Raw genomic sequence first — 14,951 nt, 5'->3', positions numbered from 1 at the left:
TTCCTTTTTCGCCAGTTTTAAGACGGTTCGCAGAGCTGGAAAATCCATAACCGTAGCCGCATTTTTCATAGTGATATGAAAGCGATTACAAACTTGTGATTAACGATGTATTTACTTTTTTGAAGTGTGATGTAACGCAATCTGTTACAGAACCAATTGTCTATAGTTTTTTCGCGAACATCTTTTCACCAATAATAATCACCCCGACGAGGACAACCCTATGTGGAAACGCTTACTTGTAGTCTCTGCAGTCTCGGCAGCCATGTCGTCTATGGCGTTGGCCGCTCCGTTAACCGTAGGATTTTCGCAGGTTGGATCCGAATCCGGCTGGCGCGCAGCAGAAACTAATGTGGCGAAAAGTGAGGCCGAAAAACGCGGTATCACACTGAAAATTGCCGATGGTCAGCAAAAGCAGGAAAACCAGATTAAAGCAGTGCGTTCCTTTGTCGCGCAAGGGGTAGATGCCATCTTTATCGCCCCGGTGGTTGCAACGGGTTGGGAACCTGTTTTGAAAGAAGCAAAGGAAGCCGAAATTCCGGTCTTTTTGCTTGACCGTTCCATCGACGTGAAAGACAAATCTCTCTATATGACCACCGTCACCGCCGACAACATCCTCGAAGGCAAGCTGATTGGTGACTGGCTGGTTAAAGAGGTCAATGGCAAACCGTGTAACGTGGTTGAGTTACAGGGCACCGTTGGGGCCAGCGTCGCCATTGACCGTAAGAAAGGCTTTGCCGAAGCCATTAAGAATGCGCCAAATATTAAAATCATCCGCTCGCAGTCCGGTGACTTCACCCGTAGTAAAGGTAAAGAAGTGATGGAGAGCTTTATCAAAGCGGAAAACAACGGCAAAAACATCTGCATGGTTTACGCCCATAACGACGACATGGTGATTGGCGCAATTCAGGCAATTAAAGAAGCGGGCCTGAAACCGGGCAAAGATATCCTGACAGGCTCTATCGACGGCGTGCCGGACATCTACAAAGCGATGATTGATGGCGAAGCGAACGCCAGCGTTGAACTGACGCCAAACATGGCGGGACCCGCCTTTGACGCGCTGGAGAAATATAAAAAGGACGGCACCATGCCTGAAAAGCTGACGCTGACCAAGTCCACCCTTTACCTGCCTGATACCGCAAAAGAAGAGTTAGAGAAGAAGAAAAACATGGGGTATTGAGACGTATCAGGCATTAATGCCTGATACCGACTCGTAGGCCGGATAAGGCGTTTACGCCGCATCCGGCGTTTATGCACTGATGCCTGATGCGACGCTGGCGCGTCTTATCAGGCCTGGCGGGAGCACGCTTTACTTCGGGGGAAACCATGACGACCGACCAACACCAGGAAATCCTCCGCACCGAAGGATTAAGCAAATTTTTCCCTGGCGTCAAAGCGTTAGATAACGTTGATTTCAGCCTGCGCCGTGGTGAAATCATGGCGCTGCTCGGTGAAAACGGGGCGGGAAAATCAACGCTAATCAAAGCATTAACCGGCGTTTACCATGCCGATCGCGGCACCATCTGGCTGGAAGGTCAGGCTATTTCACCGAAAAACACCGCCCACGCACAGCAGCTCGGCATCGGCACTGTCTATCAGGAAGTTAACCTGCTACCCAATATGTCGGTCGCTGATAATCTATTCATCGGCCGCGAACCTAAGCGTTTCGGCCTGCTACGCCGTAAAGAGATGGAAAAGCGCGCCACCGAACTGATGGCATCTTACGGTTTCTCCCTCGACGTGCGCGAACCGCTCAACCGCTTTTCAGTCGCGATGCAGCAAATCGTCGCCATTTGTCGGGCCATCGATCTCTCCGCCAAAGTGCTAATCCTCGATGAACCCACCGCCAGTCTCGACACTCAGGAAGTAGAGTTGCTGTTTGGCCTGATGCGCCAGCTGCGCGATCGCGGCGTCAGCCTGATCTTCGTTACTCACTTTCTCGATCAGGTCTATCAGGTCAGCGATCGGATCACCGTCTTACGCAACGGCAGCTTTGTTGGTTGTCGGGAAACCCGCGAGCTACCGCAGATCGAACTGGTGAAAATGATGCTGGGGCGTGAGCTGGATACTCATGCGCTACAGCGTGCCGGAAGAACATTGCTTAGTGACAATCCTGTTGCAGCGTTTAAAGATTACGGCAAGAAAGGAACGATCGCGCCGTTTGATCTGGAAGTACGCCCCGGCGAGATCGTCGGTCTGGCAGGCTTGCTGGGATCAGGACGTACCGAAACCGCTGAAGTGATCTTCGGCATCAAACCAGCCGATAGCGGCACGGCGCTGATCAAAGGCAAACAGCAAACCCTGCGATCGCCACATCAGGCTTCGGTACTGGGCATCGGCTTTTGCCCGGAAGACAGGAAAACCGATGGCATCATCGCCGCCGCCTCGGTGCGGGAAAATATCATCCTCGCTCTCCAGGCCCAGCGCGGCTGGCTACGGCCGATTTCCCGTAAAGAACAGCAAGAGATTGCCGAACGCTTTATCCGTCAGCTGGGCATTCGTACTCCTTCCAGCGAACAACCGATTGAATTTCTCTCCGGCGGCAATCAGCAAAAAGTGTTGCTCTCACGCTGGCTGCTGACTCGTCCGCAATTTCTGATCCTCGATGAGCCAACGCGTGGCATTGACGTTGGCGCCCATGCCGAGATCATTCGCCTGATTGAAACGCTGTGCGCTGACGGTCTGGCGCTGCTGGTGATCTCCTCCGAACTGGAAGAACTGGTGGGCTATGCCGATCGGGTGATTATCATGCGCGATCGCAAACAGGTGGCGGAGATCCCGCTGGCAGAGCTTTCCGTTCCGGCGATCATGAACGCCATTGCGGCGTAAGGAGAACAGTGTGATGCCTCAATCTCTCCCTGACACCGCGTCGTCGAAAAAGCGCTTTCGCTGGCCGACGGGGATGCCGCAGTTGGTGGCGCTATTGTTGGTGCTGGTGGTCGATAGCCTGGTGGCCCCGCATTTCTGGCAGGTGGTGCTTCAGGATGGGCGTTTGTTCGGTAGCCCTATCGATATTCTTAATCGCGCCGCCCCGGTTGCGTTACTGGCGATTGGCATGACGCTGGTGATCTCTACGGGTGGGATTGATCTCTCCGTAGGGGCGGTGATGGCTATCGCCGGAGCCACAACGGCTGCGATGACGGTTGCGGGGTTCAGCCTGCCAATTGTTTTGTTAAGCGCCCTGGGTACCGGCATTCTGGCTGGATTGTGGAACGGCATACTGGTGGCGATCCTCAAAATTCAGCCGTTTGTTGCCACCCTGATCCTGATGGTTGCCGGGCGCGGTGTGGCTCAACTGATCACCTCCGGGCAGATCGTCACGTTCAACTCGCCGGATCTCTCATGGTTCGGCAGCGGATCGCTATTGTTCCTGCCAACGCCAGTCATTATCGCTGTGCTGACGCTCCTCTTCTTCTGGCTGTTGACCCGCAAAACGGCGCTGGGGATGTTTATTGAAGCCGTTGGCATCAACATTCGGGCGGCAAAAAATGCCGGAGTCAACACACGAATCATCGTCATGCTCACCTACGTATTGAGCGGGCTGTGTGCGGCAATCGCGGGCATTATCGTGGCGGCGGATATTCGCGGTGCCGATGCCAATAACGCTGGGTTATGGCTGGAGCTGGACGCCATTCTCGCGGTGGTAATTGGCGGCGGATCGCTGATGGGCGGGCGCTTTAACCTGCTGCTTTCGGTGGTGGGGGCGCTGATTATTCAGGGGATGAATACCGGAATTTTGCTTTCGGGCTTTCCGCCAGAGATGAACCAGGTGGTGAAAGCGGTGGTGGTGCTTTGCGTGCTGATTGTCCAGTCGCAACGCTTTATCAGTCTGATTAAAGGAGTGCGTAGCCGTGATAAAACGTAACCTGCCGCTTATGATCACCATCGGCGTCTTTGTGCTGGGTTATCTCTACTGCCTGACGCAGTTTCCCGGCTTTGCTTCCACGCGCGTGATCTGCAATATCCTGACCGATAACGCCTTTCTTGGGATCATTGCCGTTGGCATGACCTTTGTGATCCTCTCCGGTGGGATCGATCTCTCTGTCGGTTCGGTGATCGCCTTTACCGGCGTGTTTCTGGCGAAAGTGATTGGCGATTTCGGTCTCTCACCGCTGCTGGCGTTTCCGCTGGTGCTGGCGATGGGTTGCGCCTTCGGCGCATTTATGGGGCTTCTGATCGACTCCCTGAAGATCCCTGCGTTCATCATTACCCTGGCAGGAATGTTCTTTTTGCGCGGCGTCAGCTATCTCGTATCGGAAGAGTCGATCCCGATAAATCATCCAATTTATGACACGCTTTCAAGCCTGGCGTGGAAAATCCCCGGCGGTGGTCGCTTAAGCGCGATGGGGCTGCTGATGCTGGCGGTGGTGGTTATCGGCATATTCCTCGCGCATCGTACCCGTTTTGGTAATCAGGTATACGCCATTGGCGGCAACGCGACGTCGGCAAACCTGATGGGGATTTCCACTCGCAGCACCACTATTCGCATTTATATGCTCTCTACCGGACTGGCAACGCTGGCAGGAATTGTCTTCTCGATTTATACCCAGGCCGGATATGCGCTGGCGGGCGTAGGTGTGGAACTGGACGCTATCGCGTCGGTGGTGATTGGCGGTACGTTGTTAAGTGGTGGGGTGGGAACGGTGCTGGGAACACTATTTGGTGTGGCGATTCAGGGACTGATCCAGACTTACATAAACTTTGACGGCACGCTGAGCTCATGGTGGACGAAAATCGCCATCGGCATTTTGTTATTCATTTTTATTGCCTTACAGCGTGGGTTAACGGTGTTGTGGGAGAATCGTCAGAGTTCGCCAGTGACAAGAGTCAACATTGCGCAGCGATAAAAAGGCCTCTCCGTGTGGAGAGGCGCAGGAGATTACGCGTCCGGGAACTCACGGATAAAGCGTTCGACATCTTCAACCATATGGTCGTTGCCGACGAAGAACGAACGACGCTGGTGCAGGGTTTCCGGGATGATATCCAGAATACGCTCTTTGCCATCGCTCGCTTTACCGCCCGCTTGTTCCGCCAGGAATGCCATCGGGTTGCACTCATACAGCAAACGCAGTTTGCCGTCCGGGTGGCTGGCAGTGCTTGGGTAGAGATAAATACCGCCTTTCAGCAGATTACGGTGGAAATCCGCGACCAGCGAGCCGATATAACGTGAGGTATACGGACGGTTGGTAGATTTATCTTCTTCCTGGCAGAATTTAATGTACTTCTTCACCCCGTTCGGAAACTTAATGTAGTTCCCTTCGTTGATAGAGTAGGTTTTTCCTTTCTCCGGGAAGCGCATCCGTTCCTGGCACAGGCAGAAAACGCCGAGCGAAGGATCGTAAGTAAAGGCGTGAACACCGCATCCGGTGGTGTAAACCAGCATGGTAGAGGAGCCGTATACCACGTAACCTGCAGCAACCTGTTTGTTACCAGGCTGGAGGAAATCTTCTTCCGTTACCGGCGTGCCGACCGGTGTAACGCGGCGGTAAATGGAGAAAATGGTACCGACAGAGACGTTAACATCGATGTTGGACGAGCCATCCAGCGGATCCATCAGCACAACGTATTTTGCGTGTTCACAACCTTCAAAGACGACAATCTCATCTTCTTCTTCGGATGCAATGCCCGCAACAATATCGCGTGCTTTCAGTGCGGCTTTCAGTTTTTCATTAGCGAACAAGTCGAGTTTTTGTTGAACCTCGCCCTGCACATTCTCAGCACCGCTGGCACCCAGGATATCAACCAGTCCAGCTTTGTTGATATCGCGATGAATAATCTTGGCGCCCAGTTTTATTGCCGATAGCAAAGCAGTGAGCTCACCGGTAGCATGAGAAAACTCGTGCTGCTTTTCGACAATAAATTCACCTAACGTTTTCATAAAACTTTCCCTGCAATGTTTATGGAGTAAAGCGACCGCAATAATCTTAACAAATAATCTCAATGTTGCGCTCAGGTGAATCGCGCCAGCAAATTACGGATTATCCTGAAATGCGTTTCTCTGTTGCCCGACATATGCGTAAAATGAACGGTAGATTAAAAAAGGATAGTGACGTATGCGCATTCATATATTAGGAATTTGTGGCACGTTTATGGGCGGTCTGGCGATTCTGGCGCGCCAGTTGGGCCATGAAGTAACGGGTTCGGACGCCAATGTGTATCCGCCGATGAGCACCTTACTTGAGAAGCAAGGCATTGAACTGATTCAGGGTTATGATGCCAGCCAGCTCGATCCTCAGCCGGATCTGGTGATTATTGGCAACGCCATGACCCGTGGAAATCCGTGTGTGGAAGCGGTACTGGAAAAAAACATTCCATATATGTCAGGTCCGCAGTGGTTGCACGATTTTGTGCTGCGTGACCGCTGGGTGCTGGCCGTTGCCGGTACACACGGTAAAACCACCACCGCGGGAATGGCGACCTGGATTCTGGAACAGTGCGGCTATAAACCAGGTTTTGTGATCGGTGGAGTACCGGGGAACTTTGACGTTTCTGCACGCCTGGGCGAAAGCGACTTCTTTGTTATCGAAGCAGACGAGTATGACTGCGCCTTCTTCGACAAACGCTCTAAGTTTGTTCATTACTGCCCGCGAACGCTGATCCTCAACAACCTTGAGTTCGACCACGCCGATATCTTCGACGACCTGAAAGCGATTCAGAAACAATTCCACCATCTGGTGCGTATTGTTCCTGGTCAGGGGCGTATTATCTGGCCGGAAAACGACATCAACCTGAAACAAACCCTGGCGATGGGCTGCTGGAGTGAACAGGAGCTGGTGGGCGAGCAAGGTCACTGGCAGGCGAAAAAGCTGACCACTGACGCTTCCGAATGGGAAGTCTTGCTGGATGGCGAAAAAGTGGGCGAAGTGAAATGGTCGCTGGTGGGCGAACATAATATGCACAATGGTTTGATGGCGATTGCTGCGGCCCGTCATGTTGGCATCGCACCGGCTGATGCTGCTAACGCGCTGGGATTGTTTATCAATGCCCGTCGCCGCCTGGAACTGCGTGGCGAAGCTAATGGCGTGACGGTGTATGACGATTTTGCCCATCACCCAACGGCAATTCTGGCAACGCTGGCGGCGCTGCGCGGCAAAGTTGGCGGTACGGCGCGTATTATTGCCGTGCTTGAGCCGCGTTCCAACACCATGAAGATGGGCGTCTGCAAAGATGATTTGGCTCCGTCATTAGGTCGTGCCGATGAAGTCTTCCTGCTGCAACCGTCACATATTCCGTGGCAGGTAGCTGAAGTGGCAGAAGCATGTATTCAGCCTGCGCACTGGAGTGGAGATGTTGATGCGCTGGCAGAAATGGTGGTGAAAACCGCTCAGCCTGGCGACCATATTCTGGTGATGAGCAACGGCGGTTTTGGTGGGATCCATCAGAAACTGCTGGATGGTCTGGCGAAGAAAGCGGAAGCTGCGCAGTAATCCTGAGACGTTTTATCAGGCCTACAGGGGCAACGTGCTTTTGTAGGCCGGATAAGGCGTTGACGCCGCACCCGGCATTTGAGCATAGCGCCTGATGCGACGCTTGACGCGTCTTATCAGGCCTACAGATCTGACGGTGCACTGCATCCGGCAAACCATACTCACATCAACAACGAAAATTACCCTTCGTTCTCTGCCAGCTCGCGCAGATACTGGAAAATCTGGCGTGCGGATTTCGGCGGCTTATTCCCTTCTTTCTCTTTCTTCGCGTTGCGGATCAGAGCACGCAGTTGCTGACGATCGGCATCTGGCCACAGATTCAATACTTCAGCGATAGCATCATCCCCTTGATCGATCAGACGATCGCGCAGGTTTTCCAGTTTATGGAACAACACCACCTGCTGGTTGTGGCGGTTTTTCAGCTTATCCAGCGCCTGACGGATAGGCTCTACATCGCGTTGGCGCAGCATCTTACCAATGAGCTGCAACTGGCGGCGGCGACCTTCCATCTTAATACGCTGGGCTAACTCAATAGCCGCACGCAGATCCGCATCTAACGGGATCTTATCCAGCGCGTTTTTCCCCAGATCAACAATTTCTGCGCCCAGGCGTTTTAGCTCCTCGGCGTCACGTTTAATTTCACTTTTACTAACCCAGATAATTTCATCGTCTTCGTCTTCGATGTCATCACCGGGAACGTCGTCGAGCCAGTCTTCGGGCTGCTTAGTCATGTCAGGCTCCTTAAAAAAAAGAGGCTAATGTTACCAGTTAAGATGCGCACTGAAAAACGGTTCTCTGTTAGACTTCAGAGAAACTCTCTACATTATGGCACTTGCAATGAAAGTAATCTCTCAAGTTGAAGCGCAGCGCAAGATTCTGGAAGAAGCAGTTTCGACTGCGCTGGAGTTGGCCTCAGGCAAATCGGACGGTGCGGAAGTTGCCGTCAGCAAGACCACCGGCATTAGCGTTAGTACGCGCTATGGTGAAGTGGAGAATGTCGAATTCAATAGTGATGGCGCGCTGGGGATAACCGTTTATCACCAGAACCGCAAAGGTAGCGCATCATCCACCGATTTAAGCCCGCAGGCCATTGCACGCACCGTACAGGCGGCGCTGGATATTGCGCGTTACACTTCGCCAGATCCGTATGCAGGCGTGGCAGATAAAGAACTGCTGGCTTTCGACGCGCCGGATCTTGACTTGTTCCACCCCGCAGAAGTCTCTCCAGACGAAGCCATTGAACTGGCGGCCCGTGCTGAACAGGCGGCATTACAGGCGGATAAACGCATTACCAACACCGAAGGCGGCAGTTTTAACAGCCATTACGGCGTCAAAGTTTTCGGTAATAGCCACGGTATGTTGCAAGGCTACTGCTCAACGCGTCATTCGCTCTCCAGTTGCGTGATTGCCGAAGAAAATGGCGATATGGAGCGTGATTATGCCTACACCATTGGCCGCGCGATGAGCGATCTACAAACGCCAGAGTGGGTCGGGGCCGACTGCGCTCGCCGTACCTTATCGCGTCTGTCACCGCGTAAACTCTCCACCATGAAAGCGCCGGTCATTTTTGCCAATGAAGTGGCAACCGGGCTGTTCGGTCATCTGGTGGGGGCGATTGCTGGTGGTGCGGTCTACCGTAAATCCACCTTCCTACTGGATTCGCTGGGTAAACAAATTCTGCCAGACTGGCTGACCATTGAAGAGCATCCGCATCTGCTGAAAGGGCTGGCATCTACGCCATTCGACAGCGAAGGTGTTCGTACCGAACGTCGCGACATTATTAAAGATGGCATCCTGACTCAGTGGCTGCTGACCAGCTACTCGGCGCGCAAATTGGGGCTGAAAAGCACCGGACACGCGGGCGGTATTCACAACTGGCGCATTGCCGGACAAGGTCTAAGCTTCGAGCAGATGCTCAAAGAGATGGGCACTGGGCTGGTGGTGACGGAATTGATGGGCCAGGGCGTGAGTGCAATTACCGGTGATTATTCCCGTGGTGCGGCGGGCTTCTGGGTAGAAAACGGCGAAATTCAGTATCCGGTTAGCGAAATCACCATCGCAGGTAATTTAAAAGATATGTGGCGCAATATTGTCACCGTCGGTAACGATATTGAAACACGCAGTAATATACAGTGTGGTTCTGTGCTGTTGCCGGAGATGAAAATCGCCGGACAGTAAAAAAACTGGCGCGACCTGCCGCGCTATAAACTAAAAAATTACACAAAATCATTCGCACTGCATCGAGACGGAAAGTGAATGAGGGCCGGGGAGCGTACTCGTAGTACGTGACTCGGGCGAATGAGCTTAGCCGTCGATGAGGCAGTGTGAAGGATGAAGTGTAAATAAAAAAGGATGTGAGCAATGCGTAAAAGCCTGTTAGCTATTCTTGCAGTCTCCTCGTTGGTATTCAGTTCGGTGTCGTTTGCCGCTGAGCTGGAAGACAATATGGAAACCCTCAACGACAATTTAAAAGTGGTCGAAAAAGCGGATAACGCGGCGCAAGTCAAAGACGCGTTAACCAAAATGCGTGCCGCGGCGCTGGATGCGCAAAAAGCAACGCCGCCGAAGCTGGAAGGAAAATCGCCAGACAGCCCGGAAATGAAAGACTTCCGCCACGGTTTCGACATTCTGGTTGGCCAGATTGACGACGCGCTGAAGCTGGCTAATGAAGGTAAAGTAAAAGAAGCGCAGGCCGCCGCAGAGCAACTGAAAACGACCCGCAATTCATATCACAAGAAGTATCGTTAATTCCTTATTTCCCTGTTGCCTGCACTCAGGTAACAGGGAGCTTATCAACGTAAATGGTGTACCACCTGGTTGCTGCTGCCGCGCCAGATCAGGGAAGGGTCTTTTAAATCCTGCATAAACTTGCCATCAACCAGCACGTTAATCAAATCAACAACCTGCATTTGTGCAGCGTTGAGTTCGTCGAGTTTATACCCTGTCCACACCCAAATGTCTTTACCCGGGCATTCGGCACGGATGCGTTGTACCAGTTTCAGAATATCCGGCACGTTTTGCGGATGCAGCGGATCGCCGCCGGAGAGGGAAATGCCCTGGCGTTTGATGCGAGTGTCGTTCAGATCGTTGATGATCTGGTCTTCCATTTCTTTGGTAAATGGCTGACCGGAATTTACCCGCCAGGTGCTTTTGTTATAGCAACCGGGGCATTCATGAACACACCCGGAGACAAACAGGGTGCAACGAGTGCCGGGGCCGTTGACGATGTCGACAGGATAGTATTGATGGAAGTTCATATTTCGCCTGGCTTATCAGTCTGCGTGTAGGCCGGATAAGGCGTTTACGCCGCATCCGGCAATTAACGCCTGATGCGACGCTGTCGCGTCTTATCAGGCCTACAGCCGTTGCTACAGTCTGGAATTTGTAGGCCGGATAAGGCGTTTACGCCACATCCGGCAATCAATGCCTGATGCGACGCTGTCGCGTCTTATCAGGCCTACAGCCGTTGCTACAGTCTGGAATTTGTAGGTCGGATAAGGCGGTTTACGCCACATCCTGCAATCAACGCCGGATGCGACGCTTTCACATCACATCCGGCATTTGCTTAACGCAGCGTGGAGATCAACCGATCTGCCCATTTCCCAAATGTTTAACGCGGCGTTTAACTTCTTCCTGCTTGCCGGCGTTAAACGGACGCGCATCCGGACTACCTAAATATCCACACACGCGGCGAGTTACCGACACACGGGAGGTGTCATGGTTACCACATTTCGGACAAGTGAAGCCTTTGCTGGTGCACTCAAACTCGCCGGTAAAGCCACATTCGTAGCATTCATCGATCGGTGTGTTGGTGCCGTAATACGGCACATGCTGATAGCTGTAATCCCAGACATCTTCCAGCGCCTTCAGGTTGTGCTGAATGTTTGGATACTCGCCGTAGCAAATGAAGCCACCGTTCGCCAGCGGCGGGTAAGGCGCTTCAAAGTCGATCTTGTCGTACGGGTTCACCTTCTTCTCCACATCAAGGTGGAAACTGTTGGTGTAGTAACCTTTATCGGTCACGCCCGGCACCACGCCAAACTCGGCGGTATCGAGACGGCAGAAGCGGTCGCACAGGTTCTCACTCGGCGTACTGTAGAGGCTGAAACCGTAGCCGGTTTCTTCTTTCCACTGATCCACCGCCTGACGCAGACGTTCAACAATCGCAATACCTTTCGCACGCAGCTGCTCGTTGTCGTAAACATGCTCGCCGCCGAACAGCGCGTTAATGGTTTCGTGGATACCGATGTAACCCAGCGAGATAGACGCTCGACCATTTTTGAAGATTTCAGACACGTCATCGTCTGCATTCAGACGTACGCCGCAGGCACCTTCCATATAGAGGATCGGCGCTACGCGCGCTTTCACGCCTTCCAGACGGGCGATACGGGTCATCAGCGCCTTACGCGCCAGCACCAGACGTTCATCCAGCAGCTTCCAGAAGGTGGCTTCATCGCCTTTTGCTTCCAGAGCAATACGTGGCAGGTTCAGACTGATCACGCCGAGGTTGTTACGACCATCGTGGATCTGCTCACCGTTTTCGTCTTCCCACACGCCGAGGAAGCTGCGGCAGCCCATCGGGGTTTTAAACGAGCCGGTGACTTTCACTACCTGATCGTAGTTCAGGATATCCGGATACATGCGCTTGCTCGCGCACTCCAGCGCCAGTTGTTTGATGTCGTAGTTCGGATCGCCCACTTTATGGTTCAGGCCATCGCGAATTGCGAACACCAGTTTCGGGAACACGGCGGTTTTACGGTTTTTACCCAAGCCCGCGATACGGTTACGCAGGATAGATTCCTGAATCAGGCGCGATTCCCAGCTGGTACCCAGACCAAAGCCAAAGGTCACAAACGGCGTCTGACCGTTGGCGGTGTGCAGGGTATTTACTTCATATTCCAGCGACTGGAATGCGTCGTAGCACTCTTTGATAGTACGAGAGTTAGCGTAACCTTCGACGTCAGGAATGCTCCACTCTTCCGCAGTTTTACGGTGCTTGTTGTAGCTGGCGGTGACAAACGGTGCCAGAACTTCGTCGATACGGTTAATGGTGGTGCCACCATAAATATGGCTGGCGACCTGAGCGATAATTTGCGCAGTTACTGCGGTAGCTGTAGAGATCGACTTCGGCGGTTCAATCTCGGCATTCCCCATCTTAAAGCCTTGCGTCAGCATGCCTTTCAGGTCGATCAACATGCAGTTGAACATTGGGAAGAACGGCGAGTAATCGAGATCGTGGTAGTGGATATCACCACGTTCATGTGCCTGCACCACGTCACGCGGCAGCAGGTGCTGACGTGCATAGTGTTTAGCAACAATCCCGGCCAGCAGGTCACGCTGGGTCGGAATGACTTTACTGTCTTTATTCGCGTTTTCATTGAGCAGCGAGGAATTAGTCTGCTCGACCAGACCACGGATCTCCTGGTTCAGACGACCGCGTTTTTCACGTTCAATGTCGCGATCGTGACGGTACTCAATATATGCACGGGCCAGTTGTTTGTACGGGCCAGACATCAGTTGGTTTTCAACAGCGGTCTGGATTTCGTTGATATCTACCTGGTTACGCCCCTGCATTTGCTCGCTGACGATAGCGGCAACAGTGGCACAATAATCTGCATCATCGACTTCCGCTGCTTTAGCTGCACGCAGAATAGCTTCTTTGATGCGCTCTGATTTAAACGGCACTTTGCAGCCGTCTCGTTTCATCACATGCGGTGTCATGATCGCTCCATATTTTTAAGAACAGGTTATCCACAGAAAGTTGGGAAGTGCGCCCCGGTTTATTCAGCTCTTGTTACGGGGATTTACTGCAATCCCAATTCGCTTTATCCACAATTGTGTCGGCTTCGTTGATGTGTATCTTGTTGCAAGTTTAGACGATGGATACAACATATTGGGTTTGGATGCATTTTAAAGTCTATATATAGTGCTTTGCATTAAGGATGTTTGCGTTTTTTTTGATTTAGCTCAAAGTAAAAAGCAGAGAGTACGGATGGCGGGCGCTAGAGCGATGTGTAAATTTTTTGATGATTTTCTGGTTATAAAATCAACAAAAACAATATACTACCCGGTAAGTCCCCGGAAATACTCGCTTTAGCATGGTCTGGAGAGGGATTATCTCTGAAACCACCAGACAGCCTCAAAAGACCGTAATGTCGTGGCACAGAGTTGTGGTGAGGTTTCTTCAAAGCTATACATCAGAAGCTGCCAGTAGTGTTCTGAACACTCTTTGGATAAATCTGGTAGAAGGTAACTCTCAGGAAAGGGCTGCTGGGATGACGATTTGTTGAGGTTCGCTGCGTCCGGTTACCTGTTCGATCAACTGGCTGGCAGCCTGACGTCCGGCTTCGGCGTAGCCTGGATCAACGGTGACGATCTCCGGATGGAGAAACTTCATTAACGGCGTATTACCGACGCTCGCCAGTTGCAGTGTGTCGATGTGTTGCTCTTGCAGGTACTTACATGCCCCGAGCGCCAGCGTGTCGGTTGCGCACAGCAACGCAGTGGTTTCTGGCGTAATCACTTTTGCCACGTTCTCGTAACCTTGCTTCATGGCCAGGCCGGGCAGGGCGGCGACGGGATGTAGTTTATGTGCTTTGCAAAATGCCAGATAAGCCTCATGACGCCGCTTACCAGTGGTAATGTCGCTGTGTGGTACGCCAAGATAACTGATATTGCGATGCCCCCGATCGTAGAGGCATTGCATCAGAATCTTAATCGCCCCTTCGTCGTCATAACAGACCGAAGCAAAACCTTTTGCGTCATGCGCCAGCAGTACCAGAGATGATTGCCAGTGAGCTAACATTTCTTCCGTTATGCCGGTAAAACCGAACAGCACCACTCCGTCAATATTGCGACGTTTCAGAACGCCTAAATGTTCAGTAACCAGCTGTGGCGAAAACTGGCTTTCCATCATGATCGGATCGTAACCCTGTTCATAGAATGCCGGCAGCATCGTCTGAACGGCGAGATTTTCTGATAACGAATCCAGACGGGTGACGATAATAGCAACCACTTTATCGCTTTGCCCACGCATAGCACGCGCGGATCGGGAAGGGGAAAATCTATGCTGATTCATCACTGCTTCCACGCGCTCGCGCGTGTGCTGACTCACGCCACTTTCGTTATTCAGCACTCGGGAAACCGTGGATTTCCCCACGCCGCTTAAACGAGCAATGTCTTTGATGGTCAGCCGATTTTGCATCCTGTTGTCCCGTAATTTGCGTTTAATTATTTGAGCCTAACTTTACCCACGCATTCAGCAATGGGTAAAGTCTGGTTTATCGTTGGTTTAGTTGCTTGCAGATATTATATCGGCATAAATGCTACGAATATTATTGGATTCTCCTTATTATTTGCGGCGCTTTTTTCACTTACCGGAGGTTATATGGAACCTGATCCCACGCCTCTCCCTCGACGGAGATTAAAACTTTTCCGGTAAGCCCGTCTTTTCACGGCATTACCGGATGTGTAAGGCCGTGACGTTTTAACGTCCCAGCTCATGTTTATTACCTTCAGGTAAGGCTT

13 protein-coding genes and 1 pseudogene are annotated in these 14,951 nt (G+C 52.2%); 8 read left to right on the top strand and 6 right to left on the bottom strand.

Annotated elements, in window-relative coordinates:
- Nucleotides 1-220 precede the first annotated feature (220 nt).
- The 4 genes from ytfQ (at nt 221) to yjfF (ending at nt 4,844) form a co-directional block, all read left to right on the top strand.
- Nucleotides 221-1,177 (top strand): galactofuranose ABC transporter substrate-binding protein YtfQ, encoded by a 957-nt coding sequence (gene ytfQ, locus FEK43_RS05650; protein ID WP_064525873.1) that lies wholly within the window; start codon nt 221-223, stop codon nt 1,175-1,177.
- A 146-nt stretch (nt 1,178-1,323) separates the two neighbouring features.
- Nucleotides 1,324-2,826: a galactofuranose ABC transporter, ATP-binding protein YtfR gene (gene ytfR, locus FEK43_RS05645; RefSeq protein ID WP_135408762.1), complete on the top strand. Its 1,503-nt coding sequence runs from the start codon at nt 1,324-1,326 to the stop codon at nt 2,824-2,826.
- Nucleotides 2,827-2,839: 13 nt separating this feature from the next.
- Complete coding sequence (gene ytfT, locus FEK43_RS05640; RefSeq protein WP_135408867.1) at nt 2,840-3,862, top strand: galactofuranose ABC transporter, ATP-binding protein YtfT; 1,023 nt, start codon at nt 2,840-2,842, stop codon at nt 3,860-3,862.
- The gene (gene yjfF, locus FEK43_RS05635; RefSeq protein WP_135408764.1) at nt 3,849-4,844 is read left to right on the top strand and encodes a galactofuranose ABC transporter, permease protein YjfF; all 996 of its coding nucleotides are present in this window, start codon (nt 3,849-3,851) and stop codon (nt 4,842-4,844) included. Before ytfT ends, yjfF begins: the two co-directional genes overlap by 14 nt.
- Nucleotides 4,845-4,876: 32 nt before the next feature.
- Here the strand turns inward: yjfF and fbp are convergent, their stop codons facing one another.
- On the bottom strand, nt 4,877-5,875 hold the full coding sequence (gene fbp / locus FEK43_RS05630) for a class 1 fructose-bisphosphatase (protein ID WP_000853753.1): 999 nt from the start codon (nt 5,873-5,875) through the stop codon (nt 4,877-4,879).
- 175 nt (nt 5,876-6,050) lie between these two features.
- On the opposite strand from fbp, the gene mpl reads away from it, so the two are divergent.
- Entirely contained in the window at nt 6,051-7,424 is a 1,374-nt protein-coding gene (gene mpl / locus FEK43_RS05625) for a UDP-N-acetylmuramate:L-alanyl-gamma-D-glutamyl-meso-diaminopimelate ligase (protein ID WP_130206063.1), read from the top strand.
- Between the two features lie 179 nt (nt 7,425-7,603).
- On the opposite strand, the gene yjgA is transcribed toward mpl, so the two are convergent.
- Nucleotides 7,604-8,155: a ribosome biogenesis factor YjgA gene (gene yjgA, locus FEK43_RS05620; RefSeq protein WP_130259537.1), complete on the bottom strand. Its 552-nt coding sequence runs from the start codon at nt 8,153-8,155 to the stop codon at nt 7,604-7,606.
- 94 nt (nt 8,156-8,249) lie between these two features.
- Here yjgA and pmbA point away from each other — a divergent pair, with 94 nt between their 5' ends.
- Entirely contained in the window at nt 8,250-9,602 is a 1,353-nt protein-coding gene (gene pmbA / locus FEK43_RS05615) for a metalloprotease PmbA (protein ID WP_001162191.1), read from the top strand.
- Between the two features lie 183 nt (nt 9,603-9,785).
- Nucleotides 9,786-10,172, top strand: a complete 387-nt coding sequence (cybC, locus tag FEK43_RS05610; protein WP_130206066.1) for a cytochrome b562 — start codon at nt 9,786-9,788, stop codon at nt 10,170-10,172.
- Nucleotides 10,173-10,216: 44 nt separating this feature from the next.
- On the opposite strand, the gene nrdG is transcribed toward cybC, so the two are convergent.
- The 4 genes and pseudogenes from nrdG to treR all read right to left on the bottom strand — a co-directional run bounded on the left by nrdG (nt 10,217) and on the right by treR (nt 14,655).
- Nucleotides 10,217-10,681 (bottom strand): anaerobic ribonucleoside-triphosphate reductase-activating protein, encoded by a 465-nt coding sequence (gene nrdG / locus FEK43_RS05605; protein ID WP_064530204.1) that lies wholly within the window; start codon nt 10,679-10,681, stop codon nt 10,217-10,219.
- Nucleotides 10,682-11,006: 325 nt separating this feature from the next.
- Nucleotides 11,007-13,145 carry an anaerobic ribonucleoside-triphosphate reductase gene (gene nrdD / locus FEK43_RS05600; RefSeq protein WP_130206068.1) on the bottom strand — a complete coding sequence of 713 codons (2,139 nt, stop codon included), beginning with the start codon at nt 13,143-13,145 and terminating at the stop codon, nt 11,007-11,009.
- Nucleotides 13,146-13,538: 393 nt separating this feature from the next.
- A pseudogene (locus FEK43_RS23010) lies at nt 13,539-13,634 on the bottom strand (hypothetical protein); the annotation flags it as partial.
- Between the two features lie 46 nt (nt 13,635-13,680).
- Nucleotides 13,681-14,655 (bottom strand): trehalose operon repressor TreR, encoded by a 975-nt coding sequence (gene treR / locus FEK43_RS05595; protein ID WP_276320292.1) that lies wholly within the window; start codon nt 14,653-14,655, stop codon nt 13,681-13,683.
- A 156-nt stretch (nt 14,656-14,811) separates the two neighbouring features.
- Here treR and mgtL point away from each other — a divergent pair, with 156 nt between their 5' ends.
- Nucleotides 14,812-14,865, top strand: a complete 54-nt coding sequence (gene mgtL / locus FEK43_RS05590; RefSeq protein WP_001387276.1) for a mgtA regulatory leader peptide MgtL — start codon at nt 14,812-14,814, stop codon at nt 14,863-14,865.
- The last annotated feature ends 86 nt before the right edge of the window (nt 14,866-14,951 follow it).

The organism is Escherichia sp. E2562 (genome assembly GCF_005781075.1).
Taxonomy (GTDB): Bacteria; Pseudomonadota; Gammaproteobacteria; order Enterobacterales; family Enterobacteriaceae; genus Escherichia.
This window is presented reverse-complemented; position numbering and strand designations above follow the sequence as displayed.